Source organism: Leptospira alexanderi serovar Manhao 3 str. L 60 (assembly GCF_000243815.2).
Taxonomy (GTDB): domain Bacteria; phylum Spirochaetota; class Leptospiria; order Leptospirales; family Leptospiraceae; genus Leptospira; species Leptospira alexanderi.
Window position 1 is genome coordinate 54,869 of the sequence record NZ_AHMT02000029.1, and the last position, 19,368, is coordinate 74,236.

A 19,368-nucleotide genomic window follows, 5' to 3' on the forward strand; every position below is an offset into this window, starting at 1 on the left:
TAATGTAAAAAAGTTGATCAAGAACGTCAATCGGAAAAGTGCTTTCAGAACAGATCTGTATTTTTAGTTTGGAAGTAAGATATGGTTCAAAGAAAAATTTTGATTACGGGATCTAACCGAGGAATCGGTTTGGAACTTACCAAACAATTTCTCACTAAGGGAGATCAAGTTTTTGCTTTATGCAGAAAGTCTTCTTCAGATTTGGTTCTCATAAAACCGACTCGTATCTTAGAAGGTGTGGATGTATTGGATTCGAATTCGATCCGAGACTTATCAACCAAACTGCTCGATACGAAAATCGATATTCTCATTAACAATGCTGGAATTCTGATTCCTGACAATTTGCAAAGTTTGGAAGAAGAAAATGTTTTCACTCAATTCTTAGTCAACGCTTTGGGTCCTCTCAAAATGGTGAAGGCGCTTTTACCGTCTTTGAACACGAATGCAAAGCTCGTCTTCTTAACGAGTCGAATGGGATCGGTCGGTGACAACAATTCTGGAGCGTACTATGGTTACAGAGCTTCCAAAGCCGCTTTAAACGCAATCGCTGTGAGTTTGGCTCGGGATTTAAGTCCCAAGGGAATCTCCGTCGGAATTTTCCATCCGGGAATGGTAGCGACTCAAATGACCGGAGGTCAAGGGATTCCTACCATTGAAAGTGCGCGAGGCCTTATAGAACGAATCGAATCTTTGAATTTAAACAACTCAGGAAAGTTTTTTCATCAAAACGGAGAAGAGCTTCCCTGGTAAAAGCAATGAAACATAACCGTGGTCCTTGGGGTACACAGTTGCAGAAAAGAGACAATAGGAATGAAATTGATTCCAAATTATGTCGGATTTGGCTGTGAATCCTGGTTTGGGAGTCAGAAAAAACCGATTTTAATAGATCTTTTGGCATAAAGTTTGCTTGATTACAAAGAGAGATGAGATTTCAAACTAGGAAAGAATTTGGATTTTGTCTCTTAATAAATCTGAAAGCGAACTTCGAGCCCATAACGACCGTCTTTTTGGTTGAGGGTCAATAAAAATCGAATACTCAAAACTATGAAAGAAATCCTATATAGAAAATCCATACAAGATAGAGTTAGAATCAAAGGGATTGGGCTTCATTCCGGAAAGGAAGTAAATTTAACAGCTCATCCTGCCCCATCTGGTACAGGAATCGTTTTTGAATATCGAAAAGGCTTAGAAAAGGCATCGATTTCCGTTGAACTCAGCAATGTGGTTGATACCAGTAATGCAACTACCCTGGGAGATGGTCTTCATAGGATTCAAACTGTGGAACATCTGTTGGCGGCAATTTACGCGCTTGGTCTTACGGATTTGATTTTGGAAATCGATGCTGTGGAAGTCCCGATTATGGACGGCTCCTCGCTTCCTTTCTTACAAGCACTTGAATCGGCAGGAATTGTAAAATATCCGGAAGTTATAGAGCCGATTTACGTTCAAAGTCCTCTTTGGGTTGTGGACGGAGATAAGTATCTGGTTTTACTTCCCAGCGATGAACTCAAAGTAACCTACACAATCGACTTCAATCACCCTCTTCTGAAAGGACAAAATATTACGATTTCCCTAGATAGAGAAACGATCAAACAAGAGATTCTTCCAGCAAGAACCTTCGGTTTCTTAAAAGATGTAGAAGCCCTCCAAGCAAAAGGTCTTGCGATGGGCGGTTCTTTGGACAATGCAATCGTTTTAACCCAAGACGGATATCTGAACCAACAACTTCGTTTTGAAAACGAGTGTGTTCGTCATAAAATTTTGGATCTTTTTGGAGACATATCTATCGCGGGTCGACCGATTATTGGACATTATCTTGCGTCTAAAGCGGGGCATGCGCTGGATATTTCCATGGCCAAACTCGTGATGAGCAGTGTTACCGGAGATGAAATCAGCAAATACAAAAGCCGGAGAATTCCTCTTTTCAAAAGAAAAGCGGCAGTTGTCTAAACTTTCCGATATTTTCGTTTCGGTCGATGTCGATATAAAAACCGGAATTTTACCTGTTATATTTCTTACCTAGAAAAGAATTGTCAGATTCTTCTTTTGGGGAATTCTGTAGTTGAGTTGAAACTCGGAATTCGTTTTAGAATGATCCCCTCCAAACGTATAGTTTTTCCAGGAATTACGGCCTTTCCGGGAAAGCTATACGGTAAGGTCTTAAAAACCGGAAAAAAACGAAATACAATTCTCACCGGAACTTACATTCACGAATCCGAAAAAGAAGAAGAAATACAAAAATTCTCTATCGCGTTGGAAGAAAGCCTTCAAAGTTTGCGGATTTTGATTGCCTCTCTTGAAACTTCCGGACCGGATCAGAAAGAAATCCAAGAGATTTTAGAAACACAGGCTATGATTTGCTCCGATCCGAGTCTTGCAACCTCGGTTCGAAAAAGAATCTCAGAATTCGGAGAGAATGCGATTCTTGCCGTACAAAACGTAACTCACGAAATTTCTGAAAAATTCAAAGCTATGGAGAATGAATTTTTCCGGGAAAGAGTGGATCATTTTCAAGATGTCTCAAATCGATTGATCGAATTTCTTGCGGGTAAAAAGGAAGAGGATTCCTTTCTTTCCGGTTTAAAAGAGGATTTGATCTTAGTCGCAAGAGAACTTACTCCTTCTCAAATGATCCTTATGGATAAGACCCGCATCCGCGGAATTGCGACTGACCTAGGTGGAAAAACGGGACATATGGCAATCCTGGCGAGAAACTACGGGATTCCTACTATCGTAGGATTGAAGGATTTTTCCACACATGTCAAAGACAACGAATTCATCTTTTTAGATGCAGAATTGGGAAATGTAGTTCGTTTTCCGACTTTGGAAGAAGTGAAGTATTACGGATTTTCCTCTTCTTATCCCATGGAGGAAAGCGGAACCAAAAAAGTTAGAGCCGTAAGCAAAGATGGGATCCGTGTTCGAATCAAGTGTAATCTTGAAACCGAACTTGATTGCGAACAGGCAATCAAATTTGGAGCCGAAGGTGTGGGACTTTTTAGAAGTGAATCTTTATTTTTAAAATACCAAGACAGAAATGTTTCTGGCGAAGAACAGTTCCTCGCTTATAAAACAATCGCAGAAGGGATGCAGGACAAACCGGTAATCATTCGTACCTTCGACATTGGAGCCGATAAATTTTCAACGGGAGAACTCGAAGAAAATCCATTTTTAGGAAACCGAGGCATACGGTATTCGCTTTCCCATCCGGAATGGTTCGTCGAACAACTAACAGCGATTTTACGAGCCTCCGCTTTCGGAAATGTTAGTATTTTGTTGCCGATGATTACCGGTCCCGGGGAAATCGTTCGTACTCGCGAACTTTTGGAGGAATGCAAACGCAAATTAAGCACTAAAAAGGAAAAATACAATAAAAAAATCAAGATCGGTGCGATGATTGAAACTCCCGCTGCGGTTGCCGCTTTAGATCTGATCGCACGAGAAGCGGACTTTTTTTCAGTGGGAACAAATGATCTACTTCAATACATAATGGCGGTGGACAGAAACAACATCCACGTTTCTTCTTTGTACAATCCGTATCATATCGCTTTTTTGAGAGCTTTGATCAAAATCGTGGAAGTTTCAAGAGATTACGACAAACCCCTTAGCCTCTGCGGAGAGCTCGCATCGGATACAGATTTTACGATCTTTTTAATCGGAATTGGAATTAGAGAACTATCGGTTTCGATCCCATTTTTAAACCCGATTCGAAAAATCGTCCGATCAATTTCCTTACACCAAGCAGGAATTTTAGTAAGAAAGATCTTAGAACTTTCCGAGGGAGAAAATTATGAGAGTATCGAAGCCTTCCTTTTCAGTAAGCATCTAAAATAACGTGAGCAGGGTCGTAAGAATCCATGATTCATTTTTCTGTAGGAAGTTGAAATTTGAACTTTGTAAATCTATTCTTAAAATGTGGGAACTACAACAAATCGCGATTTTACGAACAAATTCTAAAAATAGGGACTCCTACTTTTAGAAAATTCTTTCTCTTTTTCTTACGATCCTGCTCACGTTAAGTTAAGAATTTTCAATTTCCAAAATCAAAAATACGAAAGAATCCCATACGTTTTCTTTCTCTTGAAAGAAAACAGGTCCTATATTTTCTTTTTCTTTCTTCAGACAAAGATAAGAATGTTTTTCCGTTCTCAAATAAAATTTTCCACAATTCCCGGAAAGTGTTTGGATGAGGTCCTTTAGAAGTTTTGGAAGATTTTTGTCGTCTCCCGGAAGAGCGACTCCCGCGATCAAAATTTCCCGGTTTTCAAAACTTCCTTCAATAGCAACTGCTTTCGGACTCCATTCTTCGAACAATTCCTTTTCATACGTGACAAGGACTGGGTTTAAAATCTCATGAATTTTGGAACTCATCTTTATCGGAAATTCTTTTCTGAACACTTTCGGGATAAATCCTTTGGTCTTGAAAAGATTCCAGTTTTCAAATCCGTTGATTTTGGAAAGCCCTAAGACAAATCCAGGATTAAGCCCTTGTACAGTGATCATACCTTCACAACGATCGGCAAGAATAGATCTCATACATAGAAAGCCGAGATTAAGCGGAGAAAATTCCCCCACTTTGGAAAAATTCCAAACCTCGTTTTTTCTAAGCGGCGAAAGATAGAGATTGTCGAGAGCATATATATCTCCTTGTCCCGAAGGAGAAAATACGGAGAATTTCTGGATTTGTTTCGGAGTGCCAGTCATACAAATTCTATCGGTACGACGTCAAATTCTCCGAAGAAATAAAAAAGCCGACCTTTTAAGGTCGGCTTTCGAAATCTAACAAAAAATTAGAAAATTCTAATCCTGATTTGTAGAATAAATTTTCTTGATCTTGTCGCCGTATTTTTCAGTGATCACATGACGTTTCATCTTCATCATATTGTTGAGTTCGTCGCCAACTTCGAAAGGTTTAGAGATCAGTATAAAAGGAGTCACCTGCTCGAATGATTTAAATCCGTTTTTGGTGTTGTTCAAGGCTTTAATCTCTTTTCTGTATAGATCGTAGACCTTCGGATTTTCGATCAATTTATCCTTGTTCGTTTCGTTGATTCCATTTTCTTGTGCCCATTCCTGGAGTTTTTCAAAATCCGGAACCACGATTGCGCCTAAATTTTTCTGATCCTGTCCGATCACCATACATTGACTGATGTAAGTGGACTCCTGTAGTTTATTTTCGATCGGCACCGGTTCCACATTTTCCCCTCCAAGAAGAACTACCGTATCCTTCGCGCGACCGGTGAGAGTCAGGGTTTTCTTGAAGTTGATCATTCCCATATCTCCAGTATTCATCCAACCATCGGTTATCGCTTTAGAAGTAGCTTCCTCGTTTTTGAAATAACCTTTCATGACTTGAGGTCCTTTGACGAAAACAACCCCTTTCAATCCGAGTTTTCCCTGAGTAATTTTTCCGTTTTCGTCCATCTCGGTCAACACCGCATTGTTATCGTTACGGATCTGAAGTTTCGTTTTGGGAGCGATCACACCCACGGAACCGATGATGAGTTTTTCAAAAGTCCTTACGGAAATCACGGGAGAAGTTTCGGTCATACCGTAACCTTCTAAAACGTTGATTCCAATGTTACCGAAAAATTCATCCACGTGTCTGGGAAGGGCCCCCCCTCCGGATATGGACGCTTTTAATTGGCCGCCCGTAGCTGCTCTAATCTTAGCAAGAACGATTTTGTCCAACGTAAAGCTGTTTAGAAGAAGCGCCAAACTTGCTATGACGTAGAGAAAAGAAGTCAGATAATACAACTCAGTTCCCGCGAGATAAATGCCTAACGCACCTGCAAAAACGGTGAGAGTAAATGGTCCCGTTAAGAGAAACTGGACAAACATTAGAATTCCGTAAAAGAAAGACCCGATTGGATTTCTTCCTGTATAATCCACTTCGATTCCTTTCAAAAAACGGAGCGCTTGATTTTTCTTTCTGGAAAAGAAATACGCGAGTCTAAAAAGACCTCTGCGAAAGGCGGGAGTCTGAGCCGGATCGTTGATCCGGGTATAAATTCCGTTGTAGATGTTTTCCCAGAGTCTGGGAGCGGAACCCATAAACGTAGGCTTTACGGTAGCCAAATCCTGACGAAGGTCCCTTACATTCGTATAATACGTAGCGGCTCCGAGTCCGATACAAACATACTCTACAACCCTTTCGAACACGTGCCAAATCGGAAGAATGGAAAGGAGACGGGCTTCCGAATTGATATCCAACATAGGACTTACGTATTTTATTTGATGCATCATGTTGGAATGTTTCAACATTACACCTTTGGGAAGTCCGGTAGTTCCGGACGTATAAATCAACGTGAAAAGGTCTTCCGAATCGATTGCGGAAATTCTCTCTTCCGCCTTTTGGGATCCGCCTGCCCGAAGTTTTTTACCTTTTTCAATTAGATCCTGCATCTTCAATACGCCGGGAGAAGTGCTCATTGGATCCATCATGATCAAAGTTTTTACGTTAGTCAGCTGAGACTTATTTCTGTTGAATTTTTCGAGCATCTTATCGTTTTCGATAAAAACAACTTCCACTTCCGAATGATTGAGAATATAAACAATTTCAGAATCAGTAATGTCGGTTCCACGCGGAACATCCGCCGCACCCGTAAGAATCACGCCGTAATCCGCTATGATCCATTCGATCCGATTGTCAGCAAACAAACCTACTCTTTGTCTTTGCTGAACACCTAATTCAATCAAAGCTTCCGCAAGTTGAATTCCTTGCTCGTACAATTGAGAATACGTCATTGGATAGTAATTCTTTTTAGAATCCTTGGAAAAAAAAGCCGGTAGATCCCGATATTTTTCCGAGGATTCGCGAAACAGTTGCGCTAAATTTTCCGTCATCAAACTAAATTAACTCCTGGTATCTTTCGTTATTACAACTTAGGAATTCCGACAAAGATCCTGTTGACAAGGATTCAAGAGTAAATAGGGAACCTAAGAAAGAAACCTTTTTTTCAAAATGTTCCCCGAGGGATTCTATTTTATTTACTTTGTTATGTAATGCTTATGGTGCGGAGAACCAATTCGAAAAATTTGCTCTGAGTTTCGGATAATCTTTTTCTCGGATGCCGTACTGAATTTTCAAGAGAGTTCCCGATGAACTAAAAACAATCAAGGCGGGTTGCCCTTCCACTTTATACTGATTGATGAAAGTAAAATTCCGATCCACAAAGAACGGGTAGGTCATTCCGAATTCCTTTGCGGCTTTCAAGTGTTCCTCTTTGGAAAGTTCCGGCTCGGTGTTGATTCCCAAAAGAACACCATTCTTTCCTTGTAGATCTTTCGAAAGTTTTTCTAAAACCGGAACCGCGTCCTTACAAGGCTCACACCAAGAAGCCCAAACATCTAAAAGTAAAACTTTTCCTTTGTATTCCTTAAGGGAGGACGGGCGTCCGTCCAAGTCGTATAGGGAAAGTTGATAGAGAATTGATTCTTCCTTGGTAAAATTACAGGAGAATCCCAGAAAGAAAAGGAACAATAAAATCAGACGAAAATTCCACATGATCCCCCATCCTATTAAAAAAACCTGACTCAAGTAAAAGGAAAAAATCTTTCCAATACAATCGTTCACTTCAAATTAGGATCACTCCAGTGAATCCAATCTTTTACAATTATTTCTCAGGTCCTGAAGAATTTCTTTCTTATCTGAAGAACGATCGATTTTGCGGCTCGGGATTGATTTCCACACCTGCACAAAAGGAGCCGTACTTTTCAGAAACAGATCGAAAGGCAAAATTGGAATTTAAACAAGGTCGACTATTGATTCTACTCGAAGGAAAAAAAAATTCGAAATCTTTTTCAATAAACCCAATCGAAACAAATTCAAAAGAAAGGCGTAAGCTTGAGTTTTTCCCGGATTATCTCCACTTTGAGAATGGAGAAGAAGGATTTTCCGTAAAACTTCAGCCTTTAGATCGAAAAAGAATCCATCTCCAGATCGATTCTAAAATTGGTTTGGAATTTTCAGGAACTCTTACCCGGCTTGACGGCTGGAAAAAATGGTTTTTAGGTTTATTGTAAAATCAGTTTAAACCGGATTTTTTGATTTCAAAACTTTTCGAATTTGATCCGAGACCGTTTTTGCTGCTGTGCTTCGATAGAATTTTCGAATATCCACTTTCTTACCCAAATACGGCTTTTTAGAAAAATTCAAAAGTGCCAAAGTCCAAAGTTTTTCTTCGAGTTTTAAATATTGAATTTTATCCCCACCGATTTCTCGAAAGACCGAAAGATCCGTGACGATCGCAGGTTTTTGAAGACTCAATGCCTCCAAAAGTGGAATCCCGAATCCTTCATACAAAGAAGAAAATAAGAACAAAGCACATTTCTCGTACATGTGAGCAAGCTCCACATCGGTCGGACTTTCAATCCAAATGATGCCCAAAGCCCTGCTTTCCGGACTTCGAAGAGTTTCGATAAATTTAGGATCTTCCCAGCCGGCCTTTCCGCCGATTACCCAGGAGAACCTTTGATTAAATTTTACGGATTTTGAATATTCAATATAAGAATTATACAAAAATTGATAATTCTTTCTGGGTTCGATGGTAGAAACCGAAAGGAAAAATTTCTTAGGAAGAGAATCTACTCTGTCGCCCGGCTTTTTTTTGAGCAGACCTTTGAATTCAGAAAGTTCGATTCCGGGATAAACGACTTGCATCTTTTCAAAAGGAACATGAAAGAATTCAGCTACTTCGTTTCGTGTGGATTCAGAAATAGGAAGTAGTTTATCCGCACGTTTGATGGAACGGGCAAGATAAAACTTTTGTTGAATTCTCGCGAGAGTTCTCATCGTATTTGGAAAACGATACGCGACCAGATCGTTGTACGTCAGAACGGTTGCGGTCTTTCTAGAAAGAAAAGGGGGAAATACCTGTTGGGTTCCCCAGAAAAGATCGAGTCGCATTTTTCTCAATTGTAACGGAAGAGCAATCGCAAAGTAAAGTCCTCCCTTTTTGGAAAAAAAACCTTCTCCTTTGACAAAACGAATTCCGGGAAGATCCAAAAGATTTGCGTAACTCGGATGAATATCTTTGTGAGAGAAAAGATAGAACTCAAAGCTCGTATCCTTCCCCAAGTCAAACAAAACGCTGTGAATCATCTTGCCCACACCGGAAACGGGAGTAGAAAAAGGTCTGGCATCTACACCAATTCTAATTGGATGAATTATGCTTTTTGAATATTCTTTTTTTTTCATAATTCCGCTAAAAAAAGAAATCAATCATAGTCTCTTAGACCCGATTGAAAATACGATTTCGAACTTTCCCAAATCTGTATGAGAGACGGAGTATGTCCAGCTATAAGCCCATCCCCTCTTCCGCCCACTGTCTGAAATTTATAGGGTTTACCGGATCGAATTTCCAAGTCAGAACCTCCCGACGCATTTACGAGAGCGATTCCCGCGCAGATATCCCAATCATTTTTCGGCTTTAGAGAAATCGAAAGGGACGCTTTTCCCGCCGCCACCAAACCGAGCTTATACGCGATCGAACCAATCGCTGAAAACTCCCAACCGACAGGAACCATAGAAGAAAGGAAAAGTCCTTCTTTTTCTTCGGTTCTAGAAATGAGAATCTTGTTTGTAGGTTTAAAATTACTTAATGTTTTTGTAAAATTCTGAGATTCAATAGAAAACGAATTGGGTATCTCTTCCAACTTTTGATAAACGACACCTAAATTCTCCACTCCATAGATCAATTCGCGGGTAATTGGATTGAAAATGATTCCGAGGGTCGCTCTGCCTCTGACAGAAAGTCCCAAACTGATCGCAAACTCTGGATTTTTATGCACGAATTCGCGGGTCCCGTCGATCGGATCCAAAATCCAAGCCGCGACAAATTTGGAGATATCTTTTTTTTCCGAATCTTCTTCAGAAAGAATCGGAATATTCGAAAAATGTAAATTTCTGGAAATATGAGCCCCGGCTTTTAGATCTGCCTCGGTGACGGGATCGTTTTTCCCCTTATCTTTAACCTTAAAATCCGAATGATAGATTTCTAATACGATTTTGCCCGCTTCCAGAACGGAGTTTACGGCGGGCTGAAGATACTGAATCGAATCCAAAAAAGAAAATCACTTTCCGCCTGGATTAGCGGTGGTTTCCTTATGAGGGTCGTCTAAATTTTCGGGACGAAGATAAAACACTTCGTTTTCAGGGGTTTGGAGATAGATTTCGGGATCCATTTTGAAGCTGTAAAAGAAAAGATATTTTTTGAATTTTACGTAAACCGTATACGTTCCTTTTTGAGGTTCATAAAGCATCGTATCCGCATTCAGATCTTTCGTGATTTCTTTGTATTCAAGATATCTATGGTGGAGCGTATATTTTACTGCAGAAAGAAGATTCTTTTCCAGAGTCGCTTTTTTCGTTGCGTCCGAAAGTTTCACGTTCTTATTAAATTCTTCTACTTTGTTGAATTCTTCCACAACACCTTGCGATTTTCCCGCTTGAAGGCCGACAAAAGCTATGAGAAGTAAAAGAGAGATTGTGAGTATTTTCTTCATCTGGTTTCCTATTTCCGATATTAATATCGGATTTTAGAACGGGCAAACTTAGCCCCTTTCTTATAATTTCTCAAGCGGGGTATAGGCAACAAAAAAGTTCTTCTCAACGTTTCCGAAGCGAATAGAAACTTTCGTATTTTTTTCTTTTCCCGAAACTGTCTGAATCGTCCCGATTCCGAATTGTTTGTGTTTTACCCGGTCTCCCGGTTTTAAATAGAGATTAGCAGGATCCGGTGTGGATGAAAAGCCCGTATTAAATTTTTCTTCAACCGGCCGAGTCTTAGAAGCCAAGGGCGGTCCCTGAGGTCTTCTTGCAGTACGTTCCCGACTTACGCGTTCTCCGAAACATTCTCTTGGAACTTCCGATAAAAATCGAGAAGGGATTCTGTCCTCTACCTTACCAAACTTTCTGGAAGTCCTACAATAACTTAGAAACAATTGTTCCCGAGCGCGCGTAAGAGCGACGTAAAAAAGTCTTCTTTCTTCCTCGTCTCCAAAGTGAGAATCTTCCAAGCTCATACTGTGAGGAAATGTACCTTCTTCCAAACCCGAAAGAAAGACGATCTTAAATTCCAGACCTTTTGCATTATGTACCGTCATGAGATTCACATAATCGGCAAGCTCTTTCGATTCTTCCTCGCTTGTAATTAAGCTGATCTGATTCAAATATTCTTCCAAGGAGGGGGAATCAGAATTTTTTTCGTATTCCTCGATCGAATTAACAAGTTCCTGAAGGTTTTCTAAACGGGCGATTGATTCTTCCGTACCTTCGTCCCTTAAATGGGACATGAGACCAGAACGATTCAAAAGTTCTAATGCGATTTCGGAAGGAGAAGAGTTCTTTTCAGCCTTTTCGATCAGATCGCTGAATAAACTATAGAGTTCCCTCCCTTTGGATTTCGCCGCTTTTTTGAGAGGAATATCTTCTTGGCCCAAGGCTTCCAAAAGAGAAATTCCTTTTTCCAAAGAAAATTCACGGATTTTATCGATTCCGGAATCGCCGATTCCTCTCGGAGGATAGTTGACGATTCGAAGAAGTGAAACGCTGTCTAGAGGATTGGAAACCACACTCAGATAAGCAATAAAATCCTTGATCTCCGCCCTGTCAAAAAATCGGAAACCCCCGAAAATTTTATACGGGATTCCCAGATTCCGAAGCGCTTCCTCAAAATATCTGGACTGAGAATTTGTTCTATAGAATATTGCAATATTCTTATATTCTGTTCCATAGGAGTATGCGGAACGGATTCTCGTAATTACTCCGTGAGCTTCCTCGGATTCGTTTTCAAATTCGTTCAACACGATCGGAGAGCCTTCGGGATTATTTGTGAATATTTCTTTTTGTTTTCTCTGAGTGTTGTTCGAAATCACTTTTGAAGCCGCAAGAATGATGTTCGACGAAGAACGATAATTCTCCTCTAGTTTGATGACCGTGGATTCAGGGAAGTCCTTTTCGAAATTCAGAATGTTTCCGATATCGGCTCCTCTCCAGGAATAAATGGATTGATCGTCGTCACCAACAACACAAAGATTTCTTTTTTCGCCCGCGAGAAGAAGTACCAACTGGTATTGTACTTTGTTTGTATCCTGATATTCGTCTACCATCACGTATTCCCATTTATGACGGTATTTGGCGATTGCATCCGGGGATTTTTGAAAGAGTTGTACCGTTTTCCAGATGAGATCTCCGAAATCGAAAGCACGGTTCGCGTCTTTTCTCTTTTCGTATTCTTTGTAAATTGCGGATACGGTCTTGGAAAAATCGGTGCGTCCTTCCTTTTCCAGATAAGCCTCAGGAGACAACATCTTATCTTTCAAACTGCTAATATAATTTCCCAGCATAGAAGGTTTGTAGAATTTAGGATCCAAGGAAAGATCTTTTACGACTTGTTTGAGAAGGGACTCTTGAAGGGTCGTATCGTAAACGGTAAACGCATTGTCGAATCCAAAAAAAGCCGCTTCTCTTCTGAGGATATAAAGACAAAGAGAATGGAATGTTTTAATCTGAAGATTCGCTGGAAGGAAAGGGACTAAGTTTTTTACTCGTTCGACCATCTCCGCGGCGGCCTTATTAGTGAAGGTCAACGCGCAGATTCGATCAATTCCATGATTGACGAGAAGATTTGCGATTCTATGCGTGATGACCCTAGTTTTACCCGAGCCTGCGCCTGCCAAAATGAGTACTGGGCCGGCTGTCTGTAAAACGGCTTTTTTTTGTTCTTCGTTCAGACCTGTAAGGAAAGAAGAGGTCAAAATCTATAATCTCCGATTCCAAACACAAACTGAAATGCATTGTCGGATTCAAATTTCGTAAAGGGATGATCCGGAACTCCCGAATATTTCAATTTCTGAGCAAAATAAATTCGAAGAGGAAGAACCGGAATCTGAATCCTGAGACCGATTCCCCAGGAAAATCGGAATTTATCCAAAGCAATATTGTTTCCGGAAAGCACCAGGTTGGCAGGATTGTTGAGTTCTTCGTAAGTATAATCTGCTTTTCGAAGGGCGTTCAGATTGTAATGATTTGAAAGAGCATATCCTATGGGATCCTTTAACTGAGCTTCTCTGATTCTTTGGTCGTAGGTTGTAAAGAGATCCCTTCTTACCCCGGTCGCTCGATTGACTTCCTCATACAAGGCTCCTGCGTCGAAAAAAGCAACTAACCAGAGTAAGGTGGGTTCGATCGGAAAACGAAGTTCGGAACTAAAAAGCATCCTGGTCGCAGCCCCGTCCCTCCATTCGGTAGGATATTTTGCGTCGTTATAAAACCAACCGCGAAGAGACTCGTAACCGCCTAAGAACTGCAAGTCTTGCAACTGAATGTATGGCCTTTGAATCGGATCCTGTTTACCGTAATACGGAACCCTTTGGTATGTAAAAAGAGAGGAACTCCTAAATTCTTGTACGACTCTCCATCGTTTGAGTGCGTTGTTTCTAAAAAGTCCGAAAAAACTATAATCAAACCAAGTATGATAGTATTCCGCAAGAACCCTATATTGATCGAAATGGGATTGACCACCTAATGCCTGCCCAACGTTGTCCATCTGAAAAAGCAAGTCATAACCTTGTGTAGGGTTAAAAACGTTATCTCGAATGTCATACGCGATTCCATTCGAAATCTGAGAACGGAATTGCCAACCTCTACGAACTTCTGCAAGAACTTGGTCTGATACGAGAGAAGACGGATTTGTGGAAGCGTAGATACTTGGGGAATATCTGTGAAAATGAGTCCAGTTGATAAAAATCCTGTGACCGATCCCGACGGTAAAACCTACCCCGTCCCTAGAATAAATAGCCTGTTCCTTAATTGACTGTTGGTTGTTATTCTCCGTAATTGAGACGGCACCTACGTTATAAATTCTAGAAGAATAAAAAAGAGAAAGAGAAAGAGACCAAGGTTTATTATAAAGCCAAGGTTCCGTCCAAGTTATCTGAAAAAGTCTTCGGAACGGACCGAATTCGAGACGTCCAGAAATTTTTTGACCTGTTCCATTTAGGTTATTTTCACCGACCTCAGTAAAGATGGAGAATCCGGTGATTGTACCGTAACCGCCACCCATAGAAACCGTTCCCGTAGGTTGTTCAAGAACTTCGATGATCAGATTCATTTTCGTCTGGTCCGAACCCGGCCTCATGTTAAAGTTAACTTCTTTGAAGTAACCCAGGTTATAAATCCTTTCTCGGGAACGATTGACTAGAATGGAGTTGAACAGATCCCCCTGTTTGAAAAGAAGTTCCCTTCGAATTACACGATCCTGGGTTTTCTTATTTCCTTTGATGATAACGTTTTCCACATAAGCGAGGTTGTTTTCTCGAATATTAAAATCCACGTGAACGAATTTTTTACCATGTAACTCAGGTTTGGTATTGTAGAGTTGTCTCAATCGTTTGATATGAAGCTGGGAATATTCGTTTTCACAGATTTTTCTTTCTTCCTCGGATTTACGGCTGTAACAATTTTCATAATATTCTAAATTTTCACGATCGAGAGAAATCACCTTTCTACGAGGAATCACCTGTGCGAAGAGATAACCTTTCGAACTGTACATTTCGTTCACAGTTCCCCGGTCCCGCATAAAACGAGTTTCATCAAAAATTGCTCCTACGTCCCCGTCGCTGTAGTCCAAACTTTTTTCGATTTCTTTGGGAGAAAAAAGAGGCTTCAACTCGTCCTTTGCAGTTTCCGGAGGATTCTTCTCTTTATTCAAAAAGAGGGGTCTTCCTTCTCCATCCAAAGACGTATCATGGTTTACAGTATAGCCGTTGAAGAAATAAATTTGACCTTCGGAAATTTTTATGTTTACGATGATAACTCTTCTGTCTTTTTTTTCCGGGTTTTCCCAATGGATCTCCCAATTAGTTCCTTCCCGAATCAATTCGGCGTCAAGATAACCTTTACTTTTGAGATAAGCGACAATGGTATCCTTATCTTTTTCAAAGGAAGATTCCTTGAAATTACCACCTTCGAAAACCCCTTCCTCTTTCATTTCTATAACAGAAAGAATCTCCGAAGTCTCGATGGATTCATTACCGTAAACGTTGATTTTGGAGACGGGGATTTCTTCCCCTTCGTCGATGACAAAACGAACCCGAACCAGATTCGTCTTCGAATCTGGTTTTCCCAATTCCACTTTTACATAAGCGAGAAAAAATCCTTCGTCTCTGTATTTCTGAAGAATCAAATCTCTCGACTTAGTGATCTTTTGGGGTGTGATCACTTCGTTATCTTTGAGAGGAAGTTTATCTCTCAGATCTGCGGGAAAAACTTCATCCGCGCCAACAAACTCTATTTCTTTTACTCGCGGTCTTTCTTTGAGATCAAAGATGATACGGATTCCGTCCGAAACTTCTTCTGCTTGAATATCGACGAAATAAAAAAAGCCGGAGTTGAAAAGATTCTTTAGATCCCGATCCAGAATTTTTTTGGTAAGAATTTTACCGATTTTTATCTCGATCATCGATTCGAGATCACTATCGGGAGTATTTTTATTTCCTTTGAATTTAACTTCTTTGATGACTTTCCCCAAAAAGTCGTTTCGTTTGGAAAGAATTTGAGTCAGTTCACCTGAATAGAATAAAAGTCCTAAAAGAATCACAAGCACAGATCCTTTTAAAGTTGGGGATAATATTCGTTTCAAAGTAAAAACTAAAGCCACCTAGATATTTGCAACTAGAACCAAAACCATCCAAAATCGGAATTTATTTTTCTCCGGAACCAGTTTGTCTTACCATCGCTAGGTTAAACTTACTTACTCCTGCCTCATTTACCTTATCGATTACCTTAATCACGGTTTGATAACTTGCAGTTCCGTCTCCTCGGATGATAACCCGATTTTTTCCCGGCTCCCTTTTCTCCAAAGGACCAAGGAAGACATTGATTTTTTCCGTCAGCTTTTCCAATGGAACCGGATCGGTATCCTTATCTAAGAAAATCTTACCGTCTTTATTGACTGTAATTACAAGTTCGTCTTTTTTCTTTTCTTGGGCGGTTGAAGAAGACCGAGGAAGTTCGATTTTCATGACCGTTGATTTTTCCAAAGTCGCATTCATCAAAAAATAAATAACGATAAAAGAAATCACATCTATCAAAGGAGCTAATTCGATTTGCCCTGTTCTGCTTGCGGAAGATCGAAACTTTCTGAACTTCATATTTATTTCAGATATTTAAGAGCTTGGCCGGAAAGATTTTCCATTTCGGCAATCGTATCTTCTTTTTTCTTTTGAAAGTAGTTATAGGCAACGTAGGCAGGAATCGCAATCGCAAGTCCCATTGCGGTCGTAATCAAAGCTTCGCTGATCCCTACTTCAGCTCCTCTTGTTCCCGAACCTTCTTCGAAGGAACGAATGATCCCAAGTACTGTCCCAAGAACACCAAGAAGAGGAGAAATTGTCGCGATAGTCCCGAGTCCAGAAAGAAATCTTTCCATTTTGAGAATCTGTGCAAAACCTGCAGAGAGCATTTCCTCTTCCGCCGCTTCTAAATTTTTAAGCGAAGATTCGATGCCTGCTTGAAGAACAAGAACAGAGGGCCCGTTGTTCATGCCTTTGAGATAATCGATCGCTGTATTCCAATTTTTCTGACGAAATAATTCTTTGAGAGAACGCCAGTCATCGAGAGCAATCGGTTTCCACTTGGAAAAATAGATCAGTCTTTCAATAATGATCGTAAAACCGATGATGGAAACTAAGACAATAACAATCGGTACAGACTCCGGAGGAATTGCAGAAATTAGAGAATCGGATTTGGCTAAAAACATTTCAGTAAAATTCTCCCATGAGTAGAGTTTAAAACTCTCCTGTAGCTGCCAAACAGTTTTCTAATTCGCGTACCTCCTTTTTGTAGGGATTCGAAATTGGGAAATCTGTATCCTAAACCGCCTGTTTCTTCAACAGTTCTTTAGCGTGTTCTAGAGCGCCTTTTGACACTTTCTGACCTGAGATCATTCTTGCAAGTTCCAAAGTTCTCTCTTCTAAACTCAAAAACTCCGTCTTTGAAAACGTACGTCCTCCTTCTACCGACTTCGTAACTTTCAGATGATCGTTTGCTGCGGACGCGATCTGTTGTAAGTGTGTGATCAAAATCAATTGGTGATTTTCCGCCAGATTTCTGAGTTTTCGAGCCACATCCATTGCAATTTCTCCGCCTAAACCGGAATCGATCTCATCGAAGATCAAAACCCGTAAATTGGCCTGTCTACCCAAAATAGAGCGAATTGCAAGCATTACTCGAGACACCTCCCCGCCTGAGGCGATCTTACGAAGCGGTCTCGGCTTTTCGCCCGGATTCGGACTGAAATAAAATTCGAGCTGATCAAGTCCCGACTCGTTTACGATATAACTTTTACCCGAAGCCGATACTTCTCCTTCCGGACTCGGTTCCCAGCGAAGTACGACTTGAACCGCGGCCCCTGGCATTCCGAGCTGTTCCAATTCGGACTTGAGGGAAGACTCAAAACGAATGAGAGATTCCCTTCTCGCTTTGGAAAGTTGAATCGAAAGAGAAGCAAGTCTAGAAGTCACCTTCTCGATTTCGACTTGCATCGATTCCTTATTCTTCGAATTTTCTTCCATCGCTTCCAATTCCTGTTCTGCTTTGCTTTTGCAATCCAGAATCGCAGCCAAATCGGAACCATATTTTTTTTTCATTTTAGAAATCAAATCCAAACGAGACTGAACGAATTGAAGCCTATCTGGAGAAAAGAAAATCTCTTCCTTTTCGTCCAAAACGGATGAGTTGATCTCTTTGAGTTGAATATAAATTTCCTGCAAAGAATCCAAGGTCTTTGAGAAATCGGGTTGAATCGATTTGATCTTTTCTGCCGCATTCAGAAATCTCGGAAAAGAAGGAAGAATGGCGGATTCACTGTCCGCAAGATACGAAGATAGAATTTCATAATTCTCTGCAAGAAGTTCTCCATGAGCCAAAAGATTTTCCTCTTGGATCAATCCCTCTTCCTCGCCTTCCTTAAGACCAGCCTCTTTAATTTCTCTGATTTGAAAGGTAAGAAACTCGATTCGTTTGGATTTTTCTTCCTCATTCTTACGCAATTCTTCAAGGCGTTTTTTTAGACTCTTGTAGGTAAGAAAACATTCTTTCACTTCATTTCGAAGGGGAACGAGACCTGCGTAAAGATCGATGATGTCCAGTTGTTCTCCCCGATCCAAAAGAAGAATCTGATCGTTCTGATTGTGAACTTCGGCGAGCAATTCACCCAAACCTCGAAGAGTAGTTGAAGAAGCAAGGGATTGATTGATCAAAATCCGAGACTTTCCGTCCCGGCTACATTCTCGATGAAGAGTCAATTCCTGCGAATCGAAGGAGAATCCCTTCTCTTTCAACCATTCAAGGGCAACAGGGTTTTTAGAGAGATCGAACACACCTTCTAACACATAACGGGGAGCACCCGTTCGAATTTCCATCGGACTACTTTTCCCGCCTAACAAAGAAGAAATGGCATCCAAAATAAGAGACTTCCCCGCCCCCGTCTCTCCGGTAATCACAGTCATTCCTTTTTGAAAATCGATGCAAGCCTCTTCAATTAGAGCGAAGTCTCTTATATTCAGGGTTCTCAGCATATTTACCTCAAAATACTAAACAAATTATAGCCTTTATATGACTGCTATACAAATGATTGCAATGTTTTTTTCTTGAGGCAGATTTTTTTTTGCATTCCCTCCCGGGCCCTTCTTTTAACGTGAGCAGGGTCGTAAGGAGGAAAAAAGAGAAAAATCTTGTACAGAAAAGCGCCAGATCACATATTGAACCGTACTTTCAGCAAAAAAAGGGTTAAATATGGATCTGACAGAGATATTTTGTGCGATAGACGATTATTGTACACAACAAAAAATAAACTGGAACGTGAAAATACTTTTGTCCGGTGGTTCGAAAAAGAAACCGAAAATTTCAGTTAAGCCTGAGTGAAATAGCAACGATTGTTGTCTATTTTCATCTTTCTCATTATAGAGAATTTAAAAATTATTATCTGATAGAAATAAAAAAGAATTTAAAATCGGAATTTCCAAAAGCTGTAAGTTACAATCGTTTTGTTGAACTGATGCCTAACGCGTTATCTGTCATAGCCATAACCTTACCCACAAATTAAGAAGGCTTTTGGGATCATAAGGATCAAAAGCTGATATTTTTCAAGGGGTTAGTGGATAGGGTTTAGGAGTTAGGACTTTACATACAATAAAACGCAAGTGTTCCGACGTGTTAGTGATTAGGGGTTAGGTTTTAGTGGATAGAACTTTATGTATAATAAAATGCAAGTGTTCAGACGTATTAGTGATTAGGGTTTAGATTTTAGTGGATAGAACTTTACATACAATAAAACGCAAGTGTTCCGACGTGTCAGTGATTAG

Annotated in this window: 15 protein-coding genes and 1 pseudogene; 5 read left to right on the top strand and 11 right to left on the bottom strand. The window is 40.4% G+C overall.

Features of this window, described 5'->3' with window-relative positions; genetic code table 11:
* The first annotated feature begins 81 nt into the window (after positions 1-81).
* The 3 genes from LEP1GSC062_RS10115 to ptsP all read left to right on the top strand — a co-directional run bounded on the left by LEP1GSC062_RS10115 (position 82) and on the right by ptsP (position 3,834).
* Positions 82-750: an SDR family oxidoreductase gene (locus tag LEP1GSC062_RS10115; protein WP_010578937.1), complete on the top strand. Its 669-nt coding sequence runs from the start codon at positions 82-84 to the stop codon at positions 748-750.
* A 294-nt stretch (positions 751-1,044) separates the two neighbouring features.
* On the top strand, positions 1,045-1,950 hold the full coding sequence (lpxC, locus tag LEP1GSC062_RS10120; protein WP_010578938.1) for a UDP-3-O-acyl-N-acetylglucosamine deacetylase: 906 nt from the start codon (positions 1,045-1,047) through the stop codon (positions 1,948-1,950).
* A gap of 141 nt (positions 1,951-2,091) precedes the next feature.
* Positions 2,092-3,834, top strand: coding sequence for a phosphoenolpyruvate--protein phosphotransferase (ptsP, locus tag LEP1GSC062_RS10125; RefSeq protein ID WP_051201244.1), 1,743 nt, complete (start codon positions 2,092-2,094; stop codon positions 3,832-3,834).
* A gap of 186 nt (positions 3,835-4,020) precedes the next feature.
* Here the strand turns inward: ptsP and LEP1GSC062_RS10130 are convergent, their stop codons facing one another.
* From LEP1GSC062_RS10130 to LEP1GSC062_RS10140, 3 genes are all read right to left on the bottom strand, one after another.
* A complete protein-coding gene (locus tag LEP1GSC062_RS10130) occupies positions 4,021-4,704 on the bottom strand; it encodes an LIC11631 family protein (RefSeq protein WP_010578939.1) in 684 nt (227 codons plus the stop codon).
* A gap of 96 nt (positions 4,705-4,800) precedes the next feature.
* Entirely contained in the window at positions 4,801-6,846 is a 2,046-nt protein-coding gene (locus LEP1GSC062_RS10135; RefSeq protein WP_020984143.1) for an AMP-dependent synthetase/ligase, read from the bottom strand.
* Positions 6,847-7,009: 163 nt separating this feature from the next.
* Positions 7,010-7,507 carry a TlpA disulfide reductase family protein gene (locus LEP1GSC062_RS10140; RefSeq protein ID WP_020984166.1) on the bottom strand — a complete coding sequence of 166 codons (498 nt, stop codon included), beginning with the start codon at positions 7,505-7,507 and terminating at the stop codon, positions 7,010-7,012.
* 89 nt (positions 7,508-7,596) lie between these two features.
* On the opposite strand from LEP1GSC062_RS10140, the gene LEP1GSC062_RS10145 reads away from it, so the two are divergent.
* Positions 7,597-8,025: a hypothetical protein gene (locus LEP1GSC062_RS10145; protein ID WP_020984153.1), complete on the top strand. Its 429-nt coding sequence runs from the start codon at positions 7,597-7,599 to the stop codon at positions 8,023-8,025.
* Between the two features lie 7 nt (positions 8,026-8,032).
* Here LEP1GSC062_RS10145 and LEP1GSC062_RS10150 read toward each other — a convergent pair whose 3' ends face one another.
* The 8 genes from LEP1GSC062_RS10150 to recN form a co-directional block, all read right to left on the bottom strand.
* Positions 8,033-9,199, bottom strand: a complete 1,167-nt coding sequence (locus LEP1GSC062_RS10150; RefSeq protein ID WP_039941750.1) for a glycosyltransferase family 4 protein — start codon at positions 9,197-9,199, stop codon at positions 8,033-8,035.
* A gap of 20 nt (positions 9,200-9,219) precedes the next feature.
* On the bottom strand, positions 9,220-10,065 hold the full coding sequence (locus LEP1GSC062_RS10155) for a 3'(2'),5'-bisphosphate nucleotidase CysQ (protein ID WP_020984158.1): 846 nt from the start codon (positions 10,063-10,065) through the stop codon (positions 9,220-9,222).
* 9 nt (positions 10,066-10,074) lie between these two features.
* Positions 10,075-10,506, bottom strand: a complete 432-nt coding sequence (locus LEP1GSC062_RS10160) for an LIC11625 family surface-exposed protein (RefSeq protein WP_010578943.1) — start codon at positions 10,504-10,506, stop codon at positions 10,075-10,077.
* A 60-nt stretch (positions 10,507-10,566) separates the two neighbouring features.
* Entirely contained in the window at positions 10,567-12,759 is a 2,193-nt protein-coding gene (locus tag LEP1GSC062_RS10165; protein WP_020984157.1) for an ATP-dependent helicase, read from the bottom strand.
* Positions 12,756-15,644 (bottom strand): BamA/OMP85 family outer membrane protein, encoded by a 2,889-nt coding sequence (locus LEP1GSC062_RS10170; RefSeq protein ID WP_476737502.1) that lies wholly within the window; start codon positions 15,642-15,644, stop codon positions 12,756-12,758. The genes LEP1GSC062_RS10165 and LEP1GSC062_RS10170 overlap by 4 nt, the downstream gene beginning before the upstream one ends.
* Positions 15,645-15,705: 61 nt before the next feature.
* Positions 15,706-16,155 carry an ExbD/TolR family protein gene (locus LEP1GSC062_RS10175; RefSeq protein WP_002728497.1) on the bottom strand — a complete coding sequence of 150 codons (450 nt, stop codon included), beginning with the start codon at positions 16,153-16,155 and terminating at the stop codon, positions 15,706-15,708.
* Positions 16,156-16,157: 2 nt separating this feature from the next.
* Complete coding sequence (locus LEP1GSC062_RS10180) at positions 16,158-16,763, bottom strand: MotA/TolQ/ExbB proton channel family protein (protein WP_002728539.1); 606 nt, start codon at positions 16,761-16,763, stop codon at positions 16,158-16,160.
* Between the two features lie 112 nt (positions 16,764-16,875).
* The gene (gene recN / locus LEP1GSC062_RS10185) at positions 16,876-18,582 is read right to left on the bottom strand and encodes a DNA repair protein RecN (protein WP_010578945.1); all 1,707 of its coding nucleotides are present in this window, start codon (positions 18,580-18,582) and stop codon (positions 16,876-16,878) included.
* Positions 18,583-18,799: 217 nt separating this feature from the next.
* Between recN and LEP1GSC062_RS23965 the strand changes: the two are divergent.
* A pseudogene (locus tag LEP1GSC062_RS23965) lies at positions 18,800-19,088 on the top strand (IS982 family transposase); the annotation flags it as partial.
* Between the last annotated feature and the right edge of the window lie 280 nt (positions 19,089-19,368).

Excerpts from the sequence above, each read along its gene's own strand:
- lpxC (WP_010578938.1), top strand. The coding sequence starts at position 1,045 with ATGAAAGAAATCCTATATAGAAAATCCATACAAGATAGAGTTAGAATC.
- LEP1GSC062_RS10150 (WP_039941750.1), bottom strand. The coding sequence starts at position 9,199 with ATGAAAAAAAAAGAATATTCAAAAAGCATAATTCATCCAATTAGAATT.
- LEP1GSC062_RS10140 (WP_020984166.1), bottom strand. The coding sequence starts at position 7,507 with ATGTGGAATTTTCGTCTGATTTTATTGTTCCTTTTCTTTCTGGGATTC.
- LEP1GSC062_RS10175 (WP_002728497.1), bottom strand. The coding sequence starts at position 16,155 with ATGAAGTTCAGAAAGTTTCGATCTTCCGCAAGCAGAACAGGGCAAATC.
- recN (WP_010578945.1), bottom strand. The coding sequence starts at position 18,582 with ATGCTGAGAACCCTGAATATAAGAGACTTCGCTCTAATTGAAGAGGCT.
- LEP1GSC062_RS10135 (WP_020984143.1), bottom strand. The coding sequence starts at position 6,846 with ATGACGGAAAATTTAGCGCAACTGTTTCGCGAATCCTCGGAAAAATAT.
- LEP1GSC062_RS10160 (WP_010578943.1), bottom strand. The coding sequence starts at position 10,506 with ATGAAGAAAATACTCACAATCTCTCTTTTACTTCTCATAGCTTTTGTC.
- LEP1GSC062_RS10115 (WP_010578937.1), top strand. The coding sequence starts at position 82 with ATGGTTCAAAGAAAAATTTTGATTACGGGATCTAACCGAGGAATCGGT.
- LEP1GSC062_RS10180 (WP_002728539.1), bottom strand. The coding sequence starts at position 16,763 with ATGTTTTTAGCCAAATCCGATTCTCTAATTTCTGCAATTCCTCCGGAG.
- ptsP (WP_051201244.1), top strand. The coding sequence starts at position 2,092 with ATGATCCCCTCCAAACGTATAGTTTTTCCAGGAATTACGGCCTTTCCG.
- LEP1GSC062_RS10130 (WP_010578939.1), bottom strand. The coding sequence starts at position 4,704 with ATGACTGGCACTCCGAAACAAATCCAGAAATTCTCCGTATTTTCTCCT.